This window comes from Agromyces sp. Y558, assembly GCF_059445415.1.
In genome coordinates this window covers 104,002-129,091 of the sequence record NZ_JCAIUH010000002.1, presented here as the reverse complement: position 1 = coordinate 129,091, position 25,090 = coordinate 104,002, and the positions used below count along the sequence as shown (strand labels likewise).

The following is a 25,090-nucleotide window of genomic DNA, read 5'->3' as shown; positions in this document are numbered from 1 at the left end:
GTCAGCCGACGAGCACGCTGAGCACGTTGCCGGCCGGGTCCGTGAACCAGGCGATGTCGGGCCCTTGCCCTGACGCCGAGCCTCGCGCGATTCCGCGTTCGTCGGTGCCGAAATCGTCGGGAGCCGCATAGATCTTCGTCACGACACCAGCAGCATTGAGCTCGTCGACGGCACGATCGATGTCGTCGACGACGAGGTTCAGGATCGTGAAACTCGCAGGCGTGTGGTTCGGCTTCGGATAGATGAACACACCCTGGCCCGATGGCAGCGTGATGCGCAGCGCGCCCGCCCCCCGTTCATCGCCGACGGGCAGCCCCAACTTCGTGCCGTAGAACTCGCGTGCCGCCTCGATGTCATCGACGCTGAACCCCGGGAATGCATCTCGAACCGTGACCATCGTGGTCTCCCCCTCGCAACCGTTGTGCCCAGACTTGCACGATGCGATGCCGGCGTCGACCCCTGGCGTTTTCGCGCTATCGTCGCTCGGGGTCGACCGGGGGCTCGAAGCCCGCAACGGCTTCCGCTCCGGTCACGGCGTCGGCCTCGGCGTCGGCGTCGAGCGGATGCGCGAGCTCGTCTTTGCCGAGGCGGGCGAACGCGAGCGTCGCGAGCGCGAGCAGCGGCGCGACGAGCCCGGCGATGAGGAACGTCGGTGCAAGGCCGATCCATTCACCGACCGGGCCCGCGACGGCCATCGAGATCGGCATGAGCGCCAGCGAGACGAAGAAGTCGAGACTCGACACCCGACCGAGCATCGAGGGCGGCACCCGCCGCTGCAGCAGTGTGCCCCACACCACGCTCGCCGAAGAGAACAACAGTCCGCAGATGAAGAGCGCCACGACCATCACCCAGAGCAGCGAGGTGAAGCCGATGATCGCGAGCGGGAGGCACCCGAAACCCCACGCCAGGATCATCAGGGTGAGGTAGCGGCGAGGCAGCCGCATCGAGGCGACGGCGAGCGAGCCGATGGCGCCGCCCACGCCGAACGCGGCGAGCGCGAGCGCGAATGCCCCGGCCCCTCCCCCGGTCTGGTCTTTCACTGCGAATGGCAGGAGCACCTCGATCGGCCCCATGATGAGGAAGACGAGCACGATGGAGAACAGCAGCGTCGCGAAGAGCCAGCGGGTGCGCAGCAGGTAGGCGAAGCCGTCGCGCAGGTCGATGAGCGTCTGGCGCACCGGATGCACCGGCGGCCCGTCGAGCTCACGGCGCACGGGTGTCGTGCGCATGATCGCGAGAACGGCCGCTGCAACGACCTGCAGGCCGGCAACGACCGCGAAAGCGAGCCACGGCCCCTGCATCGCGATGAGCGCGCTCGCGACCGCCGGCCCGGCGGCGTTCATCACCGACGGCCGCAGCACACCCTCGATGCCGTTGGCGGCGAGCAGCTGCGACTCGGGAATGATCGCGGGAAGCCACGCCGAGTACGCGGGATAGAAGAAGCCGTCGGCCAACCCGAGTGCGAACGAGATGACGGCGATGTGCCACACCTCGATCTGCCCGCTGATCGCGAGGAACGCGGCGACAGAGAACCCGACGCCTCGCACGATCTCGACGGTCAGCAGGATGCGTCGCTGGGGTATGCGGTCGGCGGCCACCCCGCCGAACAGCACAGCGAGCACGAGCCCGAGGCTCGAGCCCACCGCGACGAACGAGAGATCGATCGGCGTGCCGCCGAGCTCGACCACTTGCCACACCGCGGAGACGATCCAGGCGCCGGCACTCAGCAGCGATGCTGCGAGCGCCGCCGTCAGCAGGCGATACTGGCTCGACCCGAACGGTCGGAGCGCCCGCGGCAGCCGGTCGACAGTGGTCACCGATCCATCATGGGCGGCCGCACCGACATCCGCACTCTGCCGAAAGCGAACGACGGGCGGGCAGCACGCGGCTGAACCTCAGAGCACGTCGTCGACGAGCCACTTCGCAGCGAGGTGATCGGCCCGCACACGCCGGATCGTGCCCGACTTGCCGCGCAGCACGATCGACTCGGTGCGGATGATCGGCCCTTTTCGCGAGACGCCGTCGAGGAGCTCGCCGTCGGTGACCCCCGTCGCGACGAAGAAGGTGTTGTCGCCCTTGACGAGGTCGTCGAGCTCGTAGACCTGGTCGCAATCGAGGCCGGCCGCCTCGCCGCGCGCTCGCTCGGCATCGTCGCCCGGCGCGAGCCGGCCCTGCATGAATCCGCCGAGCGCCTTGATCGCGCAGGCCGTGGTGATGCCCTCGGGGCTGCCGCCGATGCCGACGCACATGTCGATGCGCGACTCGTAGCGTGCGGCGTTGATGCCGCCCGCGACGTCGCCGTCGCTGATGAGGCGGGTGCCTGCCCCCGCCGCACGGATGTCGGCGATGAGCTGCTCGTGACGCGGACGGTTCAGCACCGTCACCCGCAGCTCGTTGGCCTCTTTGCCCTTGGCCGCCGCGAGTGCCCGCAGGTTCTCGCCGATCGGCTTGCGGATGTCGACGACGCCGATGCCCGCGGCATCCGTCACGATCTTGTCCATGTAGAAGACGGATGACGCGTCGAGCATCGATCCCCGGTCGGAGACCGCGATCACCGAGAGCGCGTTCTGGCGCCCGGCCGCGGTCAGCGAGGTGCCGTCGATGGGGTCGACGGCGATGTCGCACGCGGGGCCGCGGCCGTTGCCGACCCGCTCGCCGTTGAAGAGCATCGGGGCTTCGTCCTTCTCGCCCTCGCCGATCACGACGACGCCGTCGAAGTCGACCGTGCCGAGGAATGCGCGCATCGCGTCGACCGCCGCGCCGTCGGCGCCGAGCTTGTCGCCCCGGCCGATCCACGGGTACGAACGGATCGCCGCCGCCTCGGTGGCGCGCACGAGTTCGAGCGCGATGTTGCGGTCGGGGTGCAAGAACAGGCTTGCCGTATCGGTGCTCACCATCGAGGGTCCTCCCGGACGCTAGTGCGATCGGCCCGTCGAGGCCGGCATGGATGGACGATCGTCCGCCTTCAGCCTAGGCAGCGACGGTGCGGAAAGCCGCTCGGATCAGGCCGAAGGCGATGAAAGAATGTGCATTCTTAACGCGTCGTTCAGGGAAGTCGCGACTCGACGAGGGTCGGGCCGACACCCGGGCCGGCGTACCAGGTGGCGACCTGCGCGCTGCCATCCGGCGCGAACCGCACGCCGGCCACAGCCGCCCCACCGGGTGCGCACTCGGTCACAGCGCTGAGGAACACCCACGCCGGTGCCCCGCACAGCGCGGTGAGCGGCCACACACGCTCGAGGTCGATGCCGGCCGCCACGAGCCGGTCGCGCTCGGCGCCGGATTGCGGGGCGAGCCTCGCCCACATCGAACCGCCCAGCGCCCGCACGGCGGCGGCGGTCAGCACGCCCTCGGGAGCTCCGCCGATACCCGACACGAGATCCAGCCCCGAGCCTTGTTGCGCAGCGCGCAGGCTCCGCTCGACGTCGCCGTGCGCGAAGAGGTCGACGGATGCCCCTGCAGCCCGAGCCTCGGCGGCGAACCGCTCGTTCCTCGGCCGCTCCTGCACGGCGACGTGCACTCGGCTCGCAGGTACGCCCCGCGCCGTCGCGATGCGGGCGACGAGCTCATCGACGGGGGCGCCGGCCGGGGCATCCGGAAGCCACGTGACGTGCTTCTCGAGGTAGTGGGCGGCGCCGAGTGTCGCGAGCGAGCCGCGCGGGGCGACCGCGAGCACTGCCATCGCGCCGGGCTCGCCGGCCGCCGCGAGCCGGGTGCCGTCGACGGGGTCGACCGCGAGATCGACGGCGACCTCCGACCGGGGCGACCCATCGGAAGCACGGCCGAACCGCTCACCCACGTAGAGCATCGGCGCTTCGTCCTTCTCGCCTTCGCCGACGACGACCAGGCCGTCGACCTCGAGCCGGCCGAGCGCCGAACGGAGCGCTCTCACCGCACGCTCGTCGACGCCGTGCCCATCTCCGGAACCGACGAGCGGGGCTGCGGCGAGAGCGGCGAGAGCCGTCGCACGGCCGAATCCGTCGACGAGTCCGCGTTCGCTGAGGCGGAGCGGGTCGGTCGTCACGAGTCCATCCTGCCGTGCGCGAGCGCGCTGAGGCATCGCTGCCCCCTCGACACCGCGGCCGACACGTGAGCACCCCTCGGCAAGTCGGTAGACTGGACCCCAACCCCACTGTCGTCCGAAGGAGCACCATGCCCATCGCAACACCTGAGCAGTACGCCGAGATGCTGGACACCGCGAAGGCCAAGGGCTTCGCGTTCCCGGCCTTCAATGTCTCCTCCTCGCAGACGCTCAACGCGGTGCTGCAGGGCCTCACCGAGGCGGGTTCCGACGGCATCATCCAGGTCACGACGGGCGGCGCCGACTACTTCGCCGGCCACACCGTGAAGGCCCGCGCCACCGGCGCGCTCGCGTTCGCGCGCTTCGCCCACGAGGTCGCGAAGAACTACCCGATCACCGTGGCGCTGCACACCGACCACTGCCCGAAGCCTGCACTCGCCGACTTCGTGTTCCCGTTGATCGAGGCCTCCGAGGCCGAGGTCAAGGCCGGCCGCAACCCGATCTTCCAGTCGCACATGTGGGACGGCTCGGCCGTGCCGCTCGACGAGAATCTCGAGATCGCGAAAGAGATCCTCCCCCGCATGAAGGCGATCAACGCCATCCTCGAGGTCGAGATCGGCGTCGTCGGCGGCGAAGAAGACGGCGTGCAGCACGAAGGCTCCAACGACGCGCTCTACACCACGCTCGACGACGCGATCGCGACCGTCGAGGCGCTCGGCTTCGGCGAGCAGGGCCGCTACATGGCCGCCCTCACCTTCGGCAACGTGCACGGCGTCTACGCCCCGGGCAACGTGAAGCTGCGCCCCGCGCTCCTCAAAGAGATCCAAGACGGACTCCAGGCCAAGTTCGGCACGGCCGCGAAGCCGCTCGACCTCGTCTTCCACGGCGGCTCGGGCTCGACCGACGCCGAGATCGCCGAGGCGGTGGCCAACGGAGTCGTGAAGATGAACATCGATACCGACACGCAGTATGCGTTCACACGTTCGATCGCCGGCTACATGTTCGACAACTACGACGGCGTGCTGAAGGTCGACGGCGGTGTCGGCAACAAGAAGCAGTACGACCCGCGCGCGTGGGGCAAGGTCGCCGAGACCGCCATGGCCGTGCGCGTCGGGGAGTCGACGCGTCAGCTCGGCTCCGCCGCCCAGTCGATCAGCGCGTAAGGCCCGGATGTCGCAGAACGAGACCGCTCGAACGCCCGACGAGTCGGGTGACGCCGCAGTGACGCACGGCGGCGGTGCGGCGAACACACCCGCCGCTCCGTCATCGCGCGACGAGCGGCCTCGTCCGCAGTACGGCGAGTACGCCCCCGAGGGCTGGACGTGGACCCCGCCGGTCGACCCCGTCGCGGCGCCGGATGCAGCGGCCGAGCCCGCGGCTGCCGCGCACGCCGCCGCTCAGAGCACCGGCGCGAGCGTCTCCGCCCCGCGTGCGCGCCCGATCGACCGTATGTGGACCATCGCACTGCTCGTGTTCGGCGTGTTCGGCGCGCTCTACAACAGCCTGGTGCTCTTCCAGCTGCCGACCACGGCGCTCGAGTCTGCGAAGCTGTCGGCGTCGATGCTCGGCGTCGACGCACCGACCGAATTCACTCCCGGCCCGGTCGTGCCGTCGGCCATCATCGTCGGCATCGCCCTGCAGCTCGCATTGTGGATCGGAGCCTTGCTCTGGTCGCGTGCGCGCCTGCGCGCCGGCCGATCGGCATGGTGGATCCCGCTCCTCGCGGGCATCGCGGCGTTCTTCGTGGTGTTGATCGTCGGCTTGATCGTGTTCGCGAGCGACCCCGCGTTCCTGCAGTCACTGACCCCGACTCAAACGTAGGTCGCTTCGAAACCGGGCGTGTCCGCCGACGGCGAACTGCTCGATCAGGCTCAGCACCCGTTCACCCGTTCACCCGTTTTGGCAGCGGGTGATGCTCGCGACGACGGTCAGCGCTGGGCGCGATCCCGCCCGCCGAGCGCCCGTGCATCGAGCTTGCCCGCGAGATCTTTGCGCAGCTCTTTCGGCAGCGAGAACATGAGGTCTTCTTCAGCCGTCTTGACCTCGGCAACCTCGCCGTAGCCGGCATCGGAGAGCGCTTCGAGCAGCTCGTGCACGAGTTCTTCAGGCACGGATGCCCCGCTCGTCACGCCGACGGTCTCGACGCCGTCGAGCCACTCCTGCTTGACCTCGCTCGCGTAGTCGACCCGGTAGGCCGCCTTCGCACCGTATTCGAGGGCGACCTCGACGAGGCGCACACTGTTGGAACTGTTCGCCGAACCGACGACGATGACGAGATCGGCGTCTTGCGCGACCTTCTTGATCGCGACCTGACGGTTCTGGGTGGCGTAGCAGATGTCGTCGGACGGCGGGTCCTGCAGGTTCGGGAACCGCTCGCGGAGGCGCCGCACGGTCTCCATGGTCTCGTCGACCGACAGCGTGGTCTGCGAAAGCCAGACGACCTTGTCGGGGTCTTGCACCTCGATGTTGTCGACATCGTCGGGGCTGTTGACGATCGTGACGTGGTCTGGCGCCTCGCCTGCCGTTCCCTCGACCTCTTCATGACCCTCGTGGCCGATGAGCAGAATCTCGAAGTCGTCGCGCGCGAAGCGCACGGCCTCGCGGTGCACCTTGGTGACGAGCGGGCAGGTCGCATCGATCGCGTGCAGGCCTCGGTCGGCTGCGGCGTTCACGACGGCGGGAGACACGCCGTGCGCACTGAAGACGATGTGCGCGCCCGCCGGCACTTCGTCGACCTCCTCGACGAAGATCGCGCCCAGGGCCTCGAGCTCGGTGACCACGTGGATGTTGTGCACGATCTGCTTGCGCACGTAGACCGGTGCGCCGTAGTGCTCGAGCGCCTTCTCGACGGCGATCACGGCACGGTCGACGCCGGCGCAGTAGCCTCGCGGCGCTGCGAGCAGTACACGCTTGTGTCCGGGGACCGGGTTATCCTTGAGCCGGCCGCGCACGCCCGGAACTCTAGGCATGCCAAGGCCGATTCGCGGGGCACCAGTCAAGCTCGTCACGGTGTCCATCCTACGTGGCTGAGACGGGCGGGTGGCTGGGAGGCCCAGATGACGGATGCACCGGCGACACGCGATGCGCCGTGGCCGGTCGCGCTCCTCTCGGGCAAGCTCAAGCAGTACATCGACCGCCTCGGCACGGTGTGGGTCGAGGGCGAGATCACGCAGTGGGGGGTCTCGGGCGGCAACGTCTACGGCAAGCTCAAAGACCTCGATGCCGAGGCGACCCTGTCGTTCCAGGTGTGGTCGTCGGTGCGCGCACGCTTCGACGAGCAGTTCAAGCAGGGCGACCGGGTGATCGCGCTCGTCAAGCCCAGCTGGTGGGTCAAGGGCGGTTCGCTGTCGATGCAGGTCTTCGAACTCAAGCACGTCGGCCTCGGCGACCTGCTCGAGCGACTCGAGCGGCTGCGGGCGCAACTCGCCGCCGAGGGGCTCTTCGACGTCGGGCGCAAGCGCCGGCTGCCATTCCTGCCCGGAGTCGTGGGGCTCATCACCGGCAAAGACAGCGACGCCGAGAAAGACGTGCTGCGCAACGCCCGCCTGCGCTGGCCCGCCGTCGAGTTCCGCGTCGTGCATGCCGCGGTGCAGGGTGATCGCACGGTGCCCGAGGTCGTGGCGGCGATCGAGCGGCTCGACGCCGACCCTGAGGTCGAAGTCATCATCGTCGCGCGCGGCGGCGGCGACTTCCAGAACCTGTTGGGGTTCAGCGACGAACGCGTCGTGCGGGCGGCCGCCGCGGCATCCACCCCGCTCGTGTCGGCGATCGGGCACGAGGCCGACCGCCCGCTGCTCGACGAAGTCGCCGACCTTCGGGCCTCCACACCCACCGACGCCGCGAAACGTGTCGTGCCCGACGTGAATGAAGAGCTCGTACGGGTCGAGCAGACACGCGCGCGCCTCGGCATGCGGCTGCAGGCGATCCTCTCCCGCGAGATCGACCGCATCGGCCACCTCCGTTCGCGCCCGGCGCTGGCCGAGACTTCGTGGATCGTCGACCGGCGTGCGGAAGACCTCACCCGCTGGGTCGCCCGTGGCGCCGAACTCGTCGAGCGCACCATCGACCGCCAGACGCACCGCGTCGCGGAACTGCGCGGGCATCTGCGCGCGCTCTCCCCGCAAGCGACGCTCGACCGCGGTTACGCCATCGTGCAGGGGCACGACGGCCACGTGGTTCGGGGGCCCGCAGGTGCGCCCGATGGCGCGGAGCTCACGCTCACGCTCGCCGAGGGGTCGCTCGCAGCGGTGTCTCGCGGCGCTGTGACATCGGTGCATGACGAAGCGCCGGTGGGGTCGTCGGCATCAGCCTCACCGCCGACCGGTCCTGTCAGCAGCGGCGAATAGAATGGATGCCATGCCCACCCCCACCGACGTCGCCGAGCTGAGTTACGAGCAGGCGCGAGACGAACTCGTGCAGGTCGTCGGCGAACTCGAGCAGGGCTCCGCGACCCTCGAGCAGTCGCTCGCGCTCTGGGAGCGCGGCGAGGCCCTGGCGGCTCGATGCGAAGAGTGGCTCATCGGCGCGAAGGCGCGCCTCGACGCGGCTCGCGCCGGCAACGCCCGCGCTGCTGCCGACGATACCGGCGCCCGCTGATGGCGACGCGCCCGCCCCAGGTGGTCGCCGAGCTCGGCCGACCCGAGACTCCCGAAGAGACGGCAGCCCGCAAGGCCGAGAACTCGCAGAATCACCGGCAGCGTCAGAATCTGAACAACCTGCTCCTCGCGCTGGGTGCGAGCCTCATCGTCGTGCTCGTCATCGTGCTGCTCGTGCCGCGCACCGACACGGCCATCGAGCGCGACGTCGACGTGGCATCCGTCGCCCAACAGGCGCAGGTCGCCAGCGACGACCCGTTCGCCGTTCCCGAGCTGCCCAATGGGTGGCGTGCCAACGCGGCAGAGCTGCGAACGAGCCAGGCCGACGACGTCACCGCATGGTACGTCGGCTACCTCACACCCGGCGACGAGTTCATCGGGCTGTATCAAGGGCTCGATGCGAACCCGACCTGGACGGCCGCCCTCCTCGCTCGCACACTCGCCGCGGGCACCACCACGATCGACGGCGTCGAGTGGACGGTCTACGACAACCGCAACTCGGCCGCCGACGTCGGCAATGCCCGCTACGGCCTCACCACCGAGGCGGGCGGCAGCACGTTCGTGCTGCTCGGCACCGCGACTCCCCAAGAATTCGAGACGCTCGCGTCGGCGCTCACGCCGACGATCGAGGCGCAGAACTGAGAGGCACGCCGTGACGACGCAGCCGATCGACCTCCCCGAGACACCGGCCGAGACGTGGCGCGAGCTTCGTGCCGGCAACGCCCGCTTCGTCGCGGGCAACCCGCAGCACCCCCGGCAAGACGTCGACCGGCGAGCTTCGCTCGCCCACTCCCAGCGCCCACTCGTGACGATCTTCGGTTGCAGCGACTCCCGCCTCGCCGCCGAGATCATCTTCGACGTGGGCCTCGGCGACGCCTTCGTCGTACGCAATGCCGGGCAAGTGGTCACTCCGTCGGCGCTCGGCTCCCTCGAATACGCCGTCGGCCTGCTGCACGTGCCGCTCATCATCGTGCTCGCCCACGACGAATGCGGTGCCGTGCGTGCCGCGATCGACTCTGAGGCCGCCGACGCCGCGCCGCTGCCGCCGTACATCGCCGGTCTCGTCGAGAAGATCGTGCCCGCCGTGCGCAAGGTCGCAGGTGGCGAACCCGACACCCCCGTCGACGCCGATCACGTCGATGTCGGCTTCGTCGGTCGCGAGCACCTGCGCAACACCGTCACCGAGCTCGTCGAGTCGTCCGAGATGATCAGTGACGCGATCGCAGCGGGTACGCTGGCTATCGTCGGAGCGAACTACCGACTCTTCGAGGGTCGCGTCGAGACCGACATCGTCGTCGGCACGGTCTGACGGTTGACACGGCCGCACGAGCGGCATCGGCCGGGGCATCCGGCAAGCACATCGAAGGGAACACACCGTGGTGGACAACGCCGCCGACTATCGCATCGAGCACGACACTATGGGCGAGGTGCGGGTGCCCGCAGCGGCGCTCTACCGGGCGCAGACGCAGCGCGCAGTCGAGAACTTCCCGATCTCCGGCGCGGGCCTCGAGCCCCAGCAGATCCAGGCGCTCGCACGCATCAAGAAGGCGGCCGCGCAGGCGAACGCGCAGCTCGGCGTGCTCGATCCGGCCATCGCGAAGGCCATCGAAGACGCCGCCGACGAGGTCATCTCGGGCGTGCACGGCTACAGCGAGCACTTCCCGGTCGATGTGTACCAGACGGGTTCCGGCACCTCGTCGAACATGAACATGAACGAGGTGCTCGCCACCATCGCGACGGGCAAGCTCGGCAGCCCAGTGCACCCCAACGACCACGTGAACGCATCGCAGTCGTCCAACGACGTCTTCCCGACCTCGGTGCACATCGCGGTCACTGCGGCGCTCATCGACGAACTCATCCCGGCACTCGACCACCTCGCCGTCGCCCTCGAGGCGAAAGCCGTCGAATGGGCCGACGTCGTGAAGGCCGGCCGCACCCACCTGATGGACGCCACCCCGGTCACGCTCGGCCAGGAGTTCGGCGGCTACGCCCGCCAGGTGCGTCTCGGCATCGAACGTGTGCGCACTGCCCTCCCCCGCGTCGCCGAGGTTCCGCTCGGCGGCACCGCCGTCGGCACCGGCATCAACACCCCCGCCGGCTTCCCGCAGCTCGTGATCTCCCTCCTGCAGGCCGAGACCGAACTGCCGATCACCGAGGCCGCCGACCACTTCGAGGCGCAGGCCAACCGCGACGGCCTCGTCGACGCTTCGGGAGCGCTCCGCACGATCGCCGTGAGCCTCACGAAGATCTCGAACGACCTCCGCTGGATGGGCTCCGGCCCGAATACCGGTCTCGGTGAACTGCGCATCCCCGACCTGCAGCCTGGTTCCTCGATCATGCCGGGCAAGGTCAACCCCGTCGTGCCCGAGGCAGTGCTCATGGTCTGCGCCCGGGTCATCGGCAACGACGCCACGATCGCGTGGGGCGGGGCATCCGGTGCCTTCGAACTCAACGTGCAGATCCCCGTCATGGGCACTGCACTGCTCGAGTCGATCCGCCTGCTCGCCAACTCGGTGCGCGTGCTCGCCGACAAGACCGTCGACGGGCTCGAGGCCGACGTCGAACGGGCGACCGCACTCGCCGGCATGTCGCCGGCGATCGTGACGCCGCTCAACAAGCTCATCGGCTACGAGGCCGCCGCGAAGATCGCGAAGCACTCGGTGGCCAAGGCCATCACGGTGCGCGAAGCCGTGATCGACCTCGGCTACGTCGAGCGCGGCGAGCTCACGCTCGAGCAGCTCGACACCGCCCTCGACCTGCTGTCGATGACGCGCCCGCCGCAGGCGAAGTAATCGCTCGGCACCTGAGCCGAACCGAAGCGCCCCGCCGATCCGGCGGGGCGCTTCGTCGTTCGTGCGTTCAGGTGCATCGTCTCTGGTCGCAGTCGTCAAGCGGTCGTGCTCGTCGACACGGCGGCGGATGCCGGTGGCAGCACGCGCAGCGCGACGATGACGCCGGCGGCCGTCGCCGCAGCGGTCAGCATCAGGCCGCTGACCGCACTGTCTCCGCCACTGACGAAGAAGGCGTCGGCGATCGACATGCCCATGGAGAATCCGGCGACCCACTGCGTGAACCCGATGCCGACGACGGCGACGAGGGCCGCGCGGGCGATGCGTCGGGCGTCGAGGCGACGGAGGATGCCCCGGTTGCCGAAGACGGCCGTCGCGAGGAACAGCATCGCGAGCGGCGCCCACGTCGCACCCCAGACGATCGCCCACGTCATCGCGGCACCGGCCGGTTCGCCGCGGTCGGCCATCTGCGCGTAGATCTCGGGAAGCACGGACCCCGGCACCTTCGAGAGCGGATTCCAGACCAGGATGTGCACGACGGCGAACGCCGCGCCGCCGAGCACGACGACCGCACCGACAATGGCCGTCGCGCGAGTGCCGAGGCGCGCGGGCATGCCCGGCCGGGTGCGGCGGAGTACGGGATCGGTCTCGGCGGGGAGCGCCCAGGCGACGACGACGGTCGCCGCACCGGCGAGCATGCCGCCGAGCATCATCACGGGCATGAGCGCGACGGTCAGCACCGCGATCGCCGGCAGTGCGAGCACCGCGACGCCCAGGCTGACCGCCCAGCGCAGCCCGAGCCTGCATGATGCGAGCAGTCCGTGCAACGCTGCGGCGAGCCAGACCAGCCCGACGCCCCCGATGAGGGCGACGACGACGAACACGCCTGAGCGCAGGTCACCGAACGCACCGCCGTCGACAAACGGCATCGTGAAGAAGCTCCCGAGCGCGAGCATCACCGCGGCCGTCGACCACGCGGCCGCCCAGCGCAGCCGGCGGCCGGCCAAGGCGCTCTGGGTGAGCCCGAACGCCTCCGGCGAGCGCGGCGCCCGTAGGACGACGCCGAACGCGCCCGTGACGAGCTGGGCAGTCGACACGCCCGCGACGGGGGCATCCCGCAGGTCTGCCGCCCACTCCTCGCGGTAGCGCTCGCGCCGGGCATCGGGCAGCAGCCGCACGGCGACGGCGAGCGCACTCCGGGCGATCCGCCCGCTCATGCGAGTCCGCCCGCGACGGCGGGTGACGTCGTCGCCATCGCGGCGGACCCTGCCGAGGTGCGGGCCGACCGAACGGCGATCGCCTGTCGGCTCGCCGACGCGCCGCCCTCGCTCAACGTGTAATACCTGCGTCGCGGCCCGGCGCGCGAGGCATCCTGCTCCCATTCGCTCTCGAGCCAACCCGCCCGGACCCGGGAGATTCGCCGTGACGATCGACGTCGAGGAACGGGCGTAGCGTGGAGGCATGGATCATGGAGGCAGCCCCGTCACGACCACCGCCGAGCTCGAGGCGATCATCGGCCCGCCGCTGCCCGCCGCTCGTGACAAGTCTCGCGCTCGACTGCACGACCTCGATCTGCAGTGGCTCGCGGCATCCCCGCTCTGCTTCATCTCGACAGCTGATGCCGCCGGCAACGCCGACGTCTCTCCCAAGGGCGACCCCACCGGCTTCGCGATCGTGCTCGACGACACGACGATCGCGATCCCCGAGCGGCCGGGCAACCGCCGGGCCGACGGCTTCCACAACGTGCTCGAGAACCCGCATGTCGGGCTGCTCTTCGTCATCCCCGGCCGCGGCGACACACTGCGCATCAACGGGCGCGCCCGGCTCCTGCGCGATGCGCCCTACGCCGATCGGATGCAGGTGCGCGGGCACGAGCCCGTGCTCGTGCTCGAGGTCTCGATCCACGAGATCTTCTCGCACTGCTCGAAGGCGTTCCTGCGATCGCAGACCTGGAAGCCCGAGACCTGGGACCCCGGTGCGGCGCCTCGCCGTGCGGTGATCGCGCAGACCCTCGAGCGGCCGAACGAGTCCGTCGAGGCGCTCGACGCGTACTACGGTCCCACGTACGACGCGAAGCTCTACGGCTGACGCGACACCGCTGAGCCCTCGACGGCACGCGTGCGGGCCCCGGTCTCCCGGGGCCCGCACGCAGCCGTCGTCCTCGCGGCCTACGCCAGTTCGTGCCCGTCGAGCATCTCGGAGACGAGCGCCGCGATCGCCGAGCGCTCCGATCGGGTCAGTGTGATGTGGGCGAACAGCGGATGCCCCTTCAGCGTCTCGATCACGCTCGCGACTCCGTCGTGACGGCCGACGCGCAGGTTGTCGCGCTGGGCCACGTCGTGGGTGAGCACGACCCGTGAGTTCTGGCCGATGCGTGAGAGCACGGTCAGCAGCACGTTGCGCTCGAGCGACTGCGCCTCGTCGACGATCACGAACGCGTCGTGCAGCGAGCGGCCGCGGATGTGGGTGAGCGGAAGTACCTCGAGGATGCCGCGGTCGATCACCTCTTCGAGCACGTTGTCGGAAACCACCGAACCGAGGGTGTCGAAGACGGCCTGACCCCAGGGGTTCATCTTCTCGCCCTGGTCGCCCGGCAGGTAGCCGAGTTCCTGCCCGCCGACGGCGTAGAGCGGGCGGAACACCATGATCTTCTTGTGCTGCTGGCGCTCGAGCACCGCCTCGAGGCCGGCGCACAGCGCGAGCGCCGACTTGCCCGTGCCTGCGCGCCCGCCGAGCGAGAGGATGCCGATCTCGGGGTCGAGCAGCAGGTCGATCGCGAGCCGCTGTTCGGCCGAGCGTCCGTGCAGACCGAAGACCTCACGGTCGCCGCGCACGAGCTTCACCTCGCGCTCGCCCACGACCCGGCCGAGCGCCGAACCGCGGTCGGAGTGGATGACGAGCCCGGTGTTGATCGGCTGTTCGACGTCGGCCGGCAACGTGAGGTGTTCGTGTTCGTACAGCTTGGCCATGTCGTTGGACCCGAGGTCGAGTTCGGCCATGCCGTTCCACCCGGAGTCGATGGCAAGCTCGTGCCGGTACTCCTGCGCGTCGAGGCCGACCGAGGCGGCCTTGACCCGCAGCGGGAGGTCTTTCGAGACCACCGTGACGGCGAGGCCGTCGTTGGAGAGGTTGAGCGCGCACGCGAGGATGCGTGAGTCGTTGTCGGAGAGCCGCAGCCCAGACGGCAGCACGCTCTGGTCGCTGTGATTCAGCTCGACACGCAGCGAGCCGCCGTCGCCGACGGTGATCGGGAAGTCGAGCCGCTCATGTTCGACGCGGAGTTCATCGAGGATGCGCAGCGCCTGACGGGCGAAGTAGCCGATCTCGGGGTCGTTCCGCTTGGCCTCGAGTTCCGTGATCACCACGACGGGCAGCACGACGGCATGCTCGTCGAAGCGGAACAGGGCCTTCGGATCCGACAGCAGCACCGAGGTGTCGAGCACGTAGGTGCGCTCCTGTTGTGCTGCTGCGGCATTCGCCGCGAGATCGGTCGACTTGGAGGTAGAGAGTGACACGCCAGCTCCCGCCCCGAGCTTCAGCTCGGCATTCCGCGCCGGCGGCGATCCTCCCACGAGCGGTTCACGAGCCGACTCGAACAGACGCTTTGCCTGTTGAGCCGAACCTACGTCCGTCTCGCGAGAACCCGGGAAGCGACACGCGGCAGGTCGTCTCGTGTTCATTTTCTGCGGGTTGAGCGTATCGAAACCCCACGTTCGAGCAAGCGGTTTCGACAAGCTCAACCCGCAGAAGTGTCAAGCTCAACCCGCAGAAGTGTCAAGCTCAACCCGCAGAAGTGTCAGTAGCTCGCCGCCGTGCCGTACGACACGAACGCCGCTCGCAGCATCTCGAGCGTCTCGTCGGAGGTCGCCGCGTGCACCGACAGCCGGACGTGCCCCTGGCGGGTCGTCGCCGTGACGCCGTGGTTGTGCAGCGACGCGGTCAGCAACGTGACCTGCTCGGTCGGCGGTTCGAGCACGACGATGCCGGCTCGCTCGCGCTCGGCGCGCGATGAGATGACGGCGATCGCATACTCGTCGGCCAGTTCGATGGTGCGGCTCACCCGGTCGGCGACGGCCGAGTTGATCGCGGCGACGCCGACACTCGCGATCTCTTCGAGGCCCGCAGCCAGGCGTGCTTCGGCGATCGGGTCGGGGCTCGACACGCGGAACGCGCGGGCGTCGGCAGCGGGCGGCGGCACCTCACCCCACACCTCGGCCTCTTCGGTGCCGGTGAAACCGGAGAATACGGGTGTCAACTGTTCGAGCGCGCGCGCTGAGACTGCCATGAAACCGGTGCCCCAACCGGTGCGGCACCATTTCTGACCACCGGTGAGCACGATGTCGGCCGCCTCCCATGGCGCGTCGACCGCGCCGAAGCCTTGGATCGCATCGACGATCAGCAACCGGTCGCCGATGACTTGCCGGATGCCCTCGATGTCGCACAGGTAGCCGGTGCGCGAGTCGACGAGGCTCACGGCGACGGCGGCGACGTTCGACTCGAGCTGCTCCCGGATCTGACCTGGAGTCACCTTGCCGTGGTCGGTCTCGAGCCAGACCGGTTGCACCGTGTGCAGCGCCTCTTGCGCGCGCACGGCGGCGATGGGCAGGCTCGGGAACTCCTCGGCGGAAAGCAGCACGCCGCCGGTGAGACCGAACATCGCGTGCATGATGCCCTGTGTCGTGTTCGGCTGGAAGACGATCTGGTCTGCGGGAAACCCCGTGACGGCCGATGCGGCATCGCGCACCCGTCGATCTTGTTCGGTGAACGCGTCGAGGCTGCCGTAGCGCGCGCGCTGGAGCACCTGGGTGAACACGAGGGTCTCTTCAGCCGCGACCGTCGAGAGCGGCCCCACCCGGCCGTAGTCGAGGTAGCCGGGTTCGGCGGTGAATCCGGCGATGAAATCGTCAATGGTCACGTGAACGTGCCCCTTCGTCCGAGGCAGAGATCTGCCAGCCCACACAGTCTTTCAGACCGAGGCGACGCCGGTCACCCTCCAAAGCGACGATGACGCTTCGCGTAGTCGCGCAGCGCCCGCAGGAAATCGACCTTGCGGAGGTCGGGTCCGAGCGCCTCGACGAAATAGAACTCGCTGTGCGCGGCCTGCCAGAGCATGAAGTCGCTGAGCCGTTGCTCACCCGAAGTGCGGATCACGAGGTCGGGGTCGGGCTGCCCGACCGTATAGAGGTGCTGGCCGATGAGGTCGGGGGTGAGTCTCTCGGCGAGGTCCTCGAGGCTGCGCCCTTCGGCGTGGTGGTCGGCGACGATCGACCTCATCGCGTCGGTGATCTCTTTTCGGCCCCCGTAGCCGACCGCGAGGTTCACATGCAGGCCGTTCTTGTCGGTTGTGCGGTGCTCAGCGGCGTCGAGCGCGGCGACGAGCGGCTCGGGCAGCCCGGCATCCGACCCCACATGCTGCACGCGCCAATCGCGGTAGTGCGAGAGCTCTTCGGCGAGCTCGGCGATGATCTCGATGAGGTCGGCGAGCTCGGCGCTCGACCGGTTGCCGAGGTTGTCGCTCGAGAGCAGGTAGAGGGTGACGGTCGCGATGCCCGCGTCATCGCACCATTCGAGGAACTCGCGCATCTTCGCCGCGCCCGCACGGTGGCCATGCGCCGCGGTGTCGTAGCCGAGCTGCTTCGCCCAGCGCCGGTTTCCGTCGATGATCATCGCGACATGGCGCGGCATCGTCGCCGGGTCCAGTCCGCGTCGGAGCCGGTTCTGGTAGAGGCGATAGAGGATGCCGCGACCGAGGGGCTGATCGCTCGTCTGCACGGCACTACGCTACCGCTCCGGCGCATCCGCCACTCGCAGACGGGCGTGACGGAGAAGGCGGATACGCTGTCTGCATGTCCTCGAAGCGCCGCCGCGCAGCACACGATCCAGCGGAAGAACTCTCCCGCCCGGTCGCGGCGGAGGATGTCGGCGATACCGCGGTCTCCCGCGAGGCGCACGGCCCCGACCTGCCGAACATCCCCCTACTCGACGACTCGCTCGCCCATCCCGGCGAGGTGAAGCCGACGTGGCGGGGCTGGATCCACGCCGTCACGTTCCCCATCACCGTCGTGGCCGGGGTCGTGCTCATCGTGCTCGCCGATGGTGCGCCGGCGAAGTGGGCGTCGGCGGTCTTCGTTCTCACCTCGATGCTGCTCTTCGGCAACTCCGCGCTGTACCACCGGTTCGACTGGGATCCGAAGACCAAGCTCGCGCTGAAGCGCATCGACCACGCGAACATCTTCCTGCTGATCGCCGGCACGTACACGCCGCTCGCGATTCTCGCGTTGCCGCCCGACAAGGGCTGGCTGCTGCTCGGCCTCGTCTGGGCCGGCGCGCTCCTCGGCATCGGCTTCCGGGTGTTCTGGATCACCGCACCGCGCTGGCTCTACGTGCCGCTCTATCTCCTGCTCGGCTGGGCGGCCGTCATGTACCTCGGCGACCTGCTCGCGGTGAATTCCACGATGATGGTGCTCGTCATCGTCGGCGGCTTGCTCTACACGGTCGGTGCGATCGTCTACGCCCTGAAGAAGCCGAACCCGTGGCCGGGCGTCTTCGGCTTCCACGAGATCTTCCATGCCTGCACGGTGCTCGCGTTCATGTGCCACTGGACCGCGACGCTGCTCATCGCGATCGCACCGGCGTACCATCTCGGCTGAACGGCCCCTGAGCCTGTCGAAGCTTCCTGAGCCTGTCGAAGGGGCCGGCCTTCGCTTCGCCGGGCTCAGCGAACGAAGATTCGGCGAACGAGCCCCAGGTCAGCGAGCGGATGCCCCGTCGGGGCCGTCGTTCGCGTCGTTCGGCGTCTCGCCCGAGGCATCCGTCGCCTGACCGTCGGCCTCCCCCATCTCGGCGTCGTGCTCCCCTGCCGCGAGGCGCTCCGCCTCGAGCCGCTCAGCCTCGAGCTGTTCGCGCACTTCGGCACGGTAGTTGACCCTGCGGATGCGTCGCACCATATCGATCACGAGGAGCACCACGACCAGCATGACGAGGAACGTGAGCACGAACCCCCAGATGCCTGGCGTGACGGTATCGGGGTCGAATTCCTCATCGTCTGCCAAGAGGATCAGCGTGGGCAGGACGAGCATCGGACTCTCTTTCACGGGCGAACTCCGGCTCGACCGGGCGGGTTAAGCTTGGGTACAAGACTAGACGATCGAAATCGAAGGAGCCGTGCGGTGGCAGAGCTCGAGAACGACGCGCTCGCCGCGCGATACGGGCGCACACGCTCGCATCGCACCCGTGATCGACTGCTGCTGATCGCCGGTGCGGTGGCCGTCGCGATCGTGCTCGTCGCATGGGTCGTCTGGGCCGGTCTCGATGGCCAGAAGCCGCAGATCGAGGTCACCGACACGGGTCACCGTCTGATCAACGAGGAGCGCGCGGTCGAAGTCAGCTGGAACCTCTCCGTACCGGCCGGCAACGACACGGCCTGCATCGTGCAGGCGCTGAATGAAGACTTCACCGTCGTCGGCTGGAAGGTCATCGAGGTGCCGGCCTCGACACGGCATATCCGCAGCCTCACCGAGACGGTGCGGGTCGCGCAAGAGGCGAACACGGGTTTGATTTCCCGCTGCTGGCTCACCTAACATGGGACATTCGCCCCGGCATTCGTCGGGGCGTCACGTCTATACAGCATGAAGAACGTATACAGCGTGAAGAACGCGAAGCGTGAAGAACACGGGAGTGTGCATCATGGCCCAAGACGCCACCGTCACCTGGCTCACCCAAGAGGCCTACGACCGCCTCGCGGCGGAGCTCGAGCACCTCTCCACCCGCGGCCGTGAAGAGATCGCGAAGCGAATCGAGTCCGCGCGCGAAGAGGGCGACCTCAAGGAGAACGGCGGCTACCACGCCGCCAAAGACGAGCAGGGCAAGCAAGAGGCCCGCATCCGCCAGCTGAAGGAGCTGCTGCGCACCGCAGAGGTCGCCGACGCACCCGTGTCCACGGGCGTCGTCGAGGCCGGCACCGTCATCACCGCGGTCATCGCGGGCGACGAAGAGACGTTCCTCATCGGCAGCCGTGAGATCGCCGGCGACTCCGAGCTCGACGTGTGGAGCACCCAGAGCCCGCTCGGTGCCGCGATCCTCGGCCTGAAGGTCGGCGCGAAGACCAGCTACACCGCACCCAACGGCCGCGAAATCCCGGTCGAGGTCACGGGCGTCGCAACCTGGGGCGGCCAGTAGTCGAGACGCGTCGGTTCTGACCCCGTCTACTCGTTGTAGATGACCGGTTCGTATCCGGCACGGCGCAGCACCGCGACGACCTGCGCGCGATGGTCGGGGCCGCGAGTCTCGACCGAGAGCTTCAGCTCGACCTCCGAGATCTGCAGGCCAGAACCGTGCCTGGTGTGCAGCACCTCGATCACGTTGGCGTTGGCTTCCGCAAGCAGCTCTGCGATGTGCGCGAGCTGCCCCGGGCGGTCGGGTAGGCCGATTCCGAGCGTGAGATAGCGGTCGGATGCCGCGAGCCCGTGCGCGATCACCCGTTGCATGAGCAGCGGGTCGATGTTGCCGCCCGAGAGCAGCGCGACGACGGGGCCGTCGGAGGAGATCTGGCCGGTCATGATCGCGGCGACCGACACCGCGCCGGCAGGCTCGACCACGAGCTTCGCGCGCTCGAGCAGCACGAGCAGCGCCCGGGCGATGTCGTCTTCGGTGACGGTCACGACCTCGTCGATGGCCTCGCGGATGATCTCGAAGTTCAGCTCTCCGGGCCGATAGATGGCGATGCCATCGGCGATCGTCGGCACCACGGGTACGCGCTGCGGCGACCCGGCCGCAAGGGACGCGACGTACGGCGCCGCGTTCTCCGCCTGCACCCCGACGACCCGGATCGTACGTCCGAGTTCGGCAGCGCGTTGCTTGACCGCGCTCGCGATGCCCGCGGCGAGGCCGCCGCCGCCGATCGGCACGACGATGGTCGCGACATCCGGCGACTGCTCGAGGATCTCGAGACCGAGGGTGCCCTGGCCGGCGATCACGTCGGGGTGATCGAACGGTGGAATGATGACCGCGCCCGTTTCATTCGCGAAGGCGGCCGCAGCTTCGAGCGTCTCGCCGACCGAGTCGCCGCGAAGTACGACTTCGGCCCCGTACGCGCGGGTCGCCTCGAGCTTCGGCAACGCCACACCGACGGGCATGAAGATCGTCGCGCGGATTCCGAGCTCACGCGCCGCGAACGCGACGCCCTGGGCGTGATTGCCGGCCGAAGCCGCGACGACGCCTCGTGCCCGTTCGGACTCGGTCAGTGCCGAGATGCGGTGGTAGGCGCCACGAAGCTTGTAGGAGCCCGTGCGCTGCAGGTTCTCGCACTTGAGGTGAACGGGAACGCCCAGCAATTCAGCGAGGAAGCGGGACGACTCCATCGGAGTCACCCTCGCGACGGTGGAGACCACGCCCCGCGCGTGCTCGAAATCGTCGAGGCTCGGCCCGGGGATCGCAGTCGTCAACTCGTTCATTCTCCTCGCTTGTATCCGGGACGTCGCGGCACGGTGTGCCAGAGCGGGGCGCGCCCCGGCGCCGTGGGCGGACTCGCATCGCCTTTCCATGCGCCACTTGCGACGGAGAGGATCATGACGTTGAGCACGGCAGCCACGGGCACGGCGAACAGCGCGCCCGGAATGCCGGCGAGGAACCCTCCGGCGGCAACTGCGAGGACGACGCCGAGCGGATGCACCTTCACGGCCGTGCCCATGATGAGCGGCTGCAGCACGTGCCCCTCGATCTGTTGCACGAGCAGCACGATGCCGAGCATGATCACTGCCGGCCAGAACCCGAGGTAGACGAGCGCGACGAAGACCGCGAGCGCGCCGGTCGCCACCGCACCCACGATCGGGATGAACGAACCGAGGAAGACGAGGATCGCGATCGGCACGGCGAGCGGCACGCCGAGGAAGAACGCGCCGAGGCCGATGCCGATCGCATCGATCGTGGCGACGAGGATCTGCACCTTCACGAAGTTCTGGAGTGTCGCCCAGCCCGCGTTGCCTGCCTCGTCGATGGCGGTGCGGGCTCGGCGGGGGAAGATCCCGACGATCCAGTTCCAGATGCCGCGGCCGTCGATGAGGATGAAGAGGGTCGCGAAGAGCGCGAGCAGCATGCCTGCGAGGAAGTGGCCGAGGCTCGAGCTCAGCGAGAGCGCGCCACTCACGAGCACGCCGGTGTCTTGCTGCGCGGACTGGATGATCTGATCGACCCAGTCGTTCAGTTGGGACTCGGTGATGTGCATCGGACCTTCGAGAAGCCACTCGCGGAACGAGTCCCACGCGACGAGCGACTGCGCGCCGAGCTCATCGGAGCCGCGCACGATCTGCGTGATGCCGAGCGTGAGCAGGCCACCGACGACCACGAGTGCCGAGAGCATCGAGGCGGTCACTGCGAGCCACTTCGGCCAGCGGTGCTTCTGCAGGAAGCCCGAGAACGGCACGAGCAGGGCGCCGACGAGCACCGCGACGAGGATCGGGATGACGATGAGTCGCAACTGGATGATCAGGAAGACGACGACTGCGAGCACCCCGCCGATGAGCAGGAGCCGCCATGCCCAGCCGGCCGCGAGTCGCACCCCGAACGGGATCGACTCGGTCACTTCGTCGGGTGCATCCTCCGTCGGCTGCGCCGGTGCCCGAGCATCCGTCGCGCGCCGTGACAACCGCCCCCGTATCCGCCCCCTGGAGTCCGTCATCGCTCCAGTCTAAGCGCGGCGTATGGACCGCGGGGCATGCGACGATGGATGTCTTGCGGCCGCCCGAGCGATGAGTGTCGGCGGCCCCGGCTATCGTCGAACGCATCATGGTCGACGCCGTCAGCCCAGCCCTCGCCCGCCGCATCGCCCTCGCCGCGCAGGGCTTCGCGCGGCCGCTCCCCGAGGCGCCGGGCACTCGCGCCGTCAACGGGGTGATCGATCGACTCGGCCTGCTGCAGATCGACTCGGTCAACGTCTTCGAACGCAGCCACTACCTGCCGGCGTTCAGTCGCGTGGGGGCGTACGACCGGGGTGCGCTCGATCGCATCACTACGGGTCGTCACGGGCGCATGGTCGAGTATTGGGCGCACCAAGCGGCGTACATCCCCCGCGAACTCTGGCCGCTCTTCGAGTTCCGGCGCACGGCATTCCGCACCAGAGGCACCGACTGGGGCGGGTGGGTCGCCGAGAACGCCCCGTTGGCCGAGTGGCTCAAGGCTGAGCTCACCGCGAACGGCCCCATGCGGGCGAGCGAGATCGAGCACGACGCCAACGAACGGCGCGGCCCGTGGTGGGGCTGGTCCGACGTCAAGCGCACGCTCGAGATGATGTTCCGCACCGGCGAAGTCGTGTGCGTCGAGCGGCGCCGCTTCGAGCGTGTCTACGCGTTGCCCGAGCAGGCGTTGCCTGGCCACCTGCTCGGCGTCGCCCCGATCGAGGCCGACGCCGTGCGCGAACTCGTCGCGCTCGCGGCATCCGCGCTCGGCATCGCTACCGAGGCCGACCTCGCCGACTACTGGCGCATGAAGCGCGTGCCGGTGCGGCAGGCGATCGGCGAGCTCGAAGAGGCCGGAGTGCTGCTGCCGGTCGAAGTGCCCGGGTGGAAGATCGGCGCTCGCCAGACGCCCGCGTGGCTGCACCGTGACGCGAAGCGGCCGCGTCGCATCGAGACGGCCGCGGTGCTCTCACCGTTCGACCCCGTGGTGTGGTTCCGGCCGCGCACCGAGCGGCTCTTCGACTTCCATTACCGCATCGAGATCTACACGCCCGAGCCCGATCGCAAGTTCGGGTACTACTCGCTGCCGGTGCTCATCGACGACCGTGTCGTCGGTCGCGTCGACCTGAAGAGCGATCGCAAGGCCGGGGTGCTCAGAGTGCAGTCGGCCTGGACCGAACCGGGGGCGCCGGCAGACACCGCGGCGCGCATCGTTCCGGTGCTGCAACGCGCGGCCGCCTGGCAGGGGCTCGGCGAGGTGGCCGTCACCGGTCGCGGCGACCTCTCCCCTGCGCTGACGGCAGAATTGCGCTCGGTCGCCTGAGCGCCGGCACCGCAGTCGCACTCAGCGTTAGAACGAGCCGCCCATCTGCTCGAGCCGCTTGACGCGCTCGGCGATCGGGGGGTGGGTGGCGAAGAGCTTGTCCATGATGCCGGGCTTCAGCGGGTCGGCGATCCAGAGGTGGGCCATCGAGGAGTTCTGCCGCTTCATCGGGCGCCCGTAGGTCTCGAGCTTCAGGAGGGCGCTCGCAAGCGCGTCGGGGTGACGAGTGGTCATCGCGCCCGTGGCATCCGCGAGGTATTCACGCTGACGCGACACCGCGAGCTGCACGAGGCTCGCGACGAACGGGGCGATGAGCAGCGCGACGAGCCCGAAGATCATGACGATCGGGTTGCCGTTGTTGTTGCCACGGCCGAAGAACGCCATGCGCACGAGCATGTCGGAGATGAAACCGACGGCGACAACGAGGCCGAACACGACCATCGAGAGCCGGATGTCGTAGTTGCGCACGTGCCCGAGCTCGTGGGCCATGACGCCCTCGAGTTCGGCGTCGTCCATGATCTCGAGGAGGCCGGTCGTCGCCGCGACGACGGCGTGTTCGGGATCACGCCCCGTGGCGAATGCGTTCGGCGCGGAGTCGGTGATCACGAAGACGCGCGGCATCGGCGTGCCGGTGGTGATCGAGAGGTTCTCGACGGTGCGCCAGAGCCGCGGGTTGTCGGCCTTGGATTGCAGTTCGACCGCGCCCGACATCGAGAGCGCCTGCTTGTCAGCGGTGAAGTACTGGAACAGCGCGTAGGCGCTCGCGATCACGATCGTCACGATGACGATCGTCACGTCGCCGTAGAGGTAGGCTGCGAGCCACCCGAGCCCGCCGATGATGGCGAGGAAGAACAGCACGATGAAGACGGTGTTTCGTTTGTTCTTCGCGATCGCGCGGTACATCAATGACCCTTCGGGGTCTCGATACGCGTCACGCTCCGCGCAGCGCTACTCGACCTTGATGGGCGCCTGACGGCGTCCATCAGCACGACGTCCATCAAAACTGAACGCGGGGCGGCTCTGCGATGGCCGCGGGCTCCGTGACCTCAAAGAAGTCGCGCTCGTGGAAGCCGAGGTTGCGCACGAAGAGCGTGTTCGGGAACACCTTGATCTTCGTGTTGAGTTCGCGCACACCGCCGTTGTAGAACCGGCGCGACGCCTGGATCTTGTCTTCGGTGTCGACGAGCTCGGACTGGAGCTGGAGGAAGTTCTGGCTCGCCTGCAGCTGCGGGTACGCCTCGGCGACGGCGAAGATCGACTTCAGCGCCTGCTGCATGTGGTTCTCGGCGGCACCGGCCTGAGCGGGACCCTGTGCCGACAACGTCTCGGCGCGCGCCTGGGTGACAGATTCGAAGACCGACTTCTCGTGCGCCGCGTAGCCCTTGACCGCCTCGATGAGGTTCGGAATCAGGTCGGCACGACGCTTCAGCTGCACGGTGATGTCGCTCCACGCCTCATCGACCCGCACGTTCAGCGTGACGAGGGAGTTGTAGGTCGCCCAGAGGTAGATGCCGATGATCACCACGAGCGCAACAACGATGATGACGGGGATGAGCCATTCCATGGCACGGACTCCTAGCGCTTCGAGCTTGCTTTGCTGTGTGCGTCCATCTTATCGAGGGCGTTCGTGGCCACCCGTGCTTCCCATGAGACTCGGAGGAACCCGACGGCCCGCTTCGGGCATAGGCTCA

General features: G+C 68.7%; 26 protein-coding genes. 12 read left to right on the top strand and 14 right to left on the bottom strand.

Annotated elements, in window-relative coordinates; genetic code table 11:
• Window position 1: 1 nt before the first annotated feature.
• The 4 genes from AC1C2T_RS12410 to AC1C2T_RS12395 all read right to left on the bottom strand — a co-directional run bounded on the left by AC1C2T_RS12410 (window position 2) and on the right by AC1C2T_RS12395 (window position 4,024).
• The gene (locus AC1C2T_RS12410; protein ID WP_495360688.1) at window positions 2-397 is read right to left on the bottom strand and encodes a VOC family protein; all 396 of its coding nucleotides are present in this window, start codon (window positions 395-397) and stop codon (window positions 2-4) included.
• Window positions 398-473: 76 nt separating this feature from the next.
• Complete coding sequence (locus AC1C2T_RS12405; protein WP_495385510.1) at window positions 474-1,817, bottom strand: MFS transporter; 1,344 nt, start codon at window positions 1,815-1,817, stop codon at window positions 474-476.
• A 78-nt stretch (window positions 1,818-1,895) separates the two neighbouring features.
• Window positions 1,896-2,897: a class II fructose-bisphosphatase gene (gene glpX / locus AC1C2T_RS12400; RefSeq protein ID WP_495385509.1), complete on the bottom strand. Its 1,002-nt coding sequence runs from the start codon at window positions 2,895-2,897 to the stop codon at window positions 1,896-1,898.
• Between the two features lie 149 nt (window positions 2,898-3,046).
• Window positions 3,047-4,024 (bottom strand): fructose-bisphosphatase class II, encoded by a 978-nt coding sequence (locus tag AC1C2T_RS12395; protein ID WP_495385508.1) that lies wholly within the window; start codon window positions 4,022-4,024, stop codon window positions 3,047-3,049.
• Between the two features lie 128 nt (window positions 4,025-4,152).
• On the opposite strand from AC1C2T_RS12395, the gene fbaA reads away from it, so the two are divergent.
• A complete protein-coding gene (gene fbaA / locus AC1C2T_RS12390) occupies window positions 4,153-5,184 on the top strand; it encodes a class II fructose-bisphosphate aldolase (RefSeq protein ID WP_495360692.1) in 1,032 nt (343 codons plus the stop codon).
• A gap of 7 nt (window positions 5,185-5,191) precedes the next feature.
• Window positions 5,192-5,842, top strand: coding sequence for a DUF6264 family protein (locus AC1C2T_RS12385; protein ID WP_495385507.1), 651 nt, complete (start codon window positions 5,192-5,194; stop codon window positions 5,840-5,842).
• A gap of 107 nt (window positions 5,843-5,949) precedes the next feature.
• Here AC1C2T_RS12385 and AC1C2T_RS12380 read toward each other — a convergent pair whose 3' ends face one another.
• A complete protein-coding gene (locus tag AC1C2T_RS12380) occupies window positions 5,950-6,990 on the bottom strand; it encodes a 4-hydroxy-3-methylbut-2-enyl diphosphate reductase (RefSeq protein WP_495360846.1) in 1,041 nt (346 codons plus the stop codon).
• 87 nt (window positions 6,991-7,077) lie between these two features.
• Here AC1C2T_RS12380 and xseA point away from each other — a divergent pair, with 87 nt between their 5' ends.
• From xseA to AC1C2T_RS12355, 5 genes are all read left to right on the top strand, one after another.
• Window positions 7,078-8,367, top strand: a complete 1,290-nt coding sequence (gene xseA / locus AC1C2T_RS12375) for an exodeoxyribonuclease VII large subunit (protein WP_495385506.1) — start codon at window positions 7,078-7,080, stop codon at window positions 8,365-8,367.
• A 1-nt stretch (window position 8,368) separates the two neighbouring features.
• Window positions 8,369-8,617, top strand: a complete 249-nt coding sequence (locus AC1C2T_RS12370; RefSeq protein ID WP_495385505.1) for an exodeoxyribonuclease VII small subunit — start codon at window positions 8,369-8,371, stop codon at window positions 8,615-8,617.
• The gene (locus AC1C2T_RS12365) at window positions 8,617-9,258 is read left to right on the top strand and encodes a DUF4245 domain-containing protein (RefSeq protein ID WP_495385504.1); all 642 of its coding nucleotides are present in this window, start codon (window positions 8,617-8,619) and stop codon (window positions 9,256-9,258) included. Before AC1C2T_RS12370 ends, AC1C2T_RS12365 begins: the two co-directional genes overlap by 1 nt.
• Before the next feature lie 10 nt (window positions 9,259-9,268).
• Entirely contained in the window at window positions 9,269-9,925 is a 657-nt protein-coding gene (locus AC1C2T_RS12360) for a carbonic anhydrase (RefSeq protein ID WP_495385503.1), read from the top strand.
• A 67-nt stretch (window positions 9,926-9,992) separates the two neighbouring features.
• Window positions 9,993-11,408, top strand: a complete 1,416-nt coding sequence (locus AC1C2T_RS12355; protein ID WP_495385502.1) for a class II fumarate hydratase — start codon at window positions 9,993-9,995, stop codon at window positions 11,406-11,408.
• A 95-nt stretch (window positions 11,409-11,503) separates the two neighbouring features.
• Here AC1C2T_RS12355 and AC1C2T_RS12350 read toward each other — a convergent pair whose 3' ends face one another.
• Window positions 11,504-12,622, bottom strand: coding sequence for a hypothetical protein (locus AC1C2T_RS12350; protein WP_495385501.1), 1,119 nt, complete (start codon window positions 12,620-12,622; stop codon window positions 11,504-11,506).
• Window positions 12,623-12,866: 244 nt separating this feature from the next.
• Between AC1C2T_RS12350 and AC1C2T_RS12345 the strand changes: the two genes are divergently transcribed.
• The gene (locus AC1C2T_RS12345) at window positions 12,867-13,493 is read left to right on the top strand and encodes an MSMEG_1061 family FMN-dependent PPOX-type flavoprotein (protein ID WP_495385500.1); all 627 of its coding nucleotides are present in this window, start codon (window positions 12,867-12,869) and stop codon (window positions 13,491-13,493) included.
• Window positions 13,494-13,573: 80 nt separating this feature from the next.
• On the opposite strand, the gene phoH2 is transcribed toward AC1C2T_RS12345, so the two are convergent.
• The 3 genes from phoH2 to AC1C2T_RS12330 all read right to left on the bottom strand — a co-directional run bounded on the left by phoH2 (window position 13,574) and on the right by AC1C2T_RS12330 (window position 17,177).
• Window positions 13,574-14,920, bottom strand: coding sequence for an RNA 5'-3' helicase PhoH2 (phoH2, locus tag AC1C2T_RS12340; protein WP_495385499.1), 1,347 nt, complete (start codon window positions 14,918-14,920; stop codon window positions 13,574-13,576).
• Window positions 14,921-15,201: 281 nt separating this feature from the next.
• The gene (locus tag AC1C2T_RS12335) at window positions 15,202-16,320 is read right to left on the bottom strand and encodes an aminotransferase class V-fold PLP-dependent enzyme (RefSeq protein WP_495385498.1); all 1,119 of its coding nucleotides are present in this window, start codon (window positions 16,318-16,320) and stop codon (window positions 15,202-15,204) included.
• 71 nt (window positions 16,321-16,391) lie between these two features.
• On the bottom strand, window positions 16,392-17,177 hold the full coding sequence (locus AC1C2T_RS12330; RefSeq protein ID WP_495360702.1) for an isoprenyl transferase: 786 nt from the start codon (window positions 17,175-17,177) through the stop codon (window positions 16,392-16,394).
• Between the two features lie 74 nt (window positions 17,178-17,251).
• On the opposite strand from AC1C2T_RS12330, the gene trhA reads away from it, so the two are divergent.
• On the top strand, window positions 17,252-18,055 hold the full coding sequence (trhA, locus tag AC1C2T_RS12325) for a PAQR family membrane homeostasis protein TrhA (RefSeq protein WP_495385497.1): 804 nt from the start codon (window positions 17,252-17,254) through the stop codon (window positions 18,053-18,055).
• Window positions 18,056-18,154: 99 nt separating this feature from the next.
• Here trhA and AC1C2T_RS12320 read toward each other — a convergent pair whose 3' ends face one another.
• Window positions 18,155-18,484, bottom strand: coding sequence for a hypothetical protein (locus AC1C2T_RS12320; RefSeq protein ID WP_495385496.1), 330 nt, complete (start codon window positions 18,482-18,484; stop codon window positions 18,155-18,157).
• 90 nt (window positions 18,485-18,574) lie between these two features.
• On the opposite strand from AC1C2T_RS12320, the gene AC1C2T_RS12315 reads away from it, so the two are divergent.
• Window positions 18,575-18,985, top strand: a complete 411-nt coding sequence (locus AC1C2T_RS12315) for a DUF4307 domain-containing protein (RefSeq protein WP_495385495.1) — start codon at window positions 18,575-18,577, stop codon at window positions 18,983-18,985.
• Window positions 18,986-19,091: 106 nt separating this feature from the next.
• Window positions 19,092-19,583 carry a transcription elongation factor GreA gene (gene greA, locus AC1C2T_RS12310; RefSeq protein WP_495385782.1) on the top strand — a complete coding sequence of 164 codons (492 nt, stop codon included), beginning with the start codon at window positions 19,092-19,094 and terminating at the stop codon, window positions 19,581-19,583.
• 26 nt (window positions 19,584-19,609) lie between these two features.
• Here greA and ilvA read toward each other — a convergent pair whose 3' ends face one another.
• Together ilvA and AC1C2T_RS12300 are read right to left on the bottom strand one after the other, a co-directional pair.
• A complete protein-coding gene (gene ilvA, locus AC1C2T_RS12305; RefSeq protein WP_495385494.1) occupies window positions 19,610-20,848 on the bottom strand; it encodes a threonine ammonia-lyase in 1,239 nt (412 codons plus the stop codon).
• A gap of 5 nt (window positions 20,849-20,853) precedes the next feature.
• Complete coding sequence (locus AC1C2T_RS12300) at window positions 20,854-22,080, bottom strand: AI-2E family transporter (protein WP_495385493.1); 1,227 nt, start codon at window positions 22,078-22,080, stop codon at window positions 20,854-20,856.
• A 107-nt stretch (window positions 22,081-22,187) separates the two neighbouring features.
• Between AC1C2T_RS12300 and AC1C2T_RS12295 the strand changes: the two genes are divergently transcribed.
• The gene (locus AC1C2T_RS12295) at window positions 22,188-23,399 is read left to right on the top strand and encodes a winged helix-turn-helix domain-containing protein (protein WP_495385492.1); all 1,212 of its coding nucleotides are present in this window, start codon (window positions 22,188-22,190) and stop codon (window positions 23,397-23,399) included.
• A 27-nt stretch (window positions 23,400-23,426) separates the two neighbouring features.
• Here the strand turns inward: AC1C2T_RS12295 and AC1C2T_RS12290 are convergent, their stop codons facing one another.
• Complete coding sequence (locus tag AC1C2T_RS12290; RefSeq protein WP_495385491.1) at window positions 23,427-24,302, bottom strand: M48 family metalloprotease; 876 nt, start codon at window positions 24,300-24,302, stop codon at window positions 23,427-23,429.
• Window positions 24,303-24,396: 94 nt separating this feature from the next.
• Complete coding sequence (locus tag AC1C2T_RS12285; RefSeq protein WP_495360711.1) at window positions 24,397-24,963, bottom strand: LemA family protein; 567 nt, start codon at window positions 24,961-24,963, stop codon at window positions 24,397-24,399.
• Window positions 24,964-25,090: the final 127 nt, after the last annotated feature.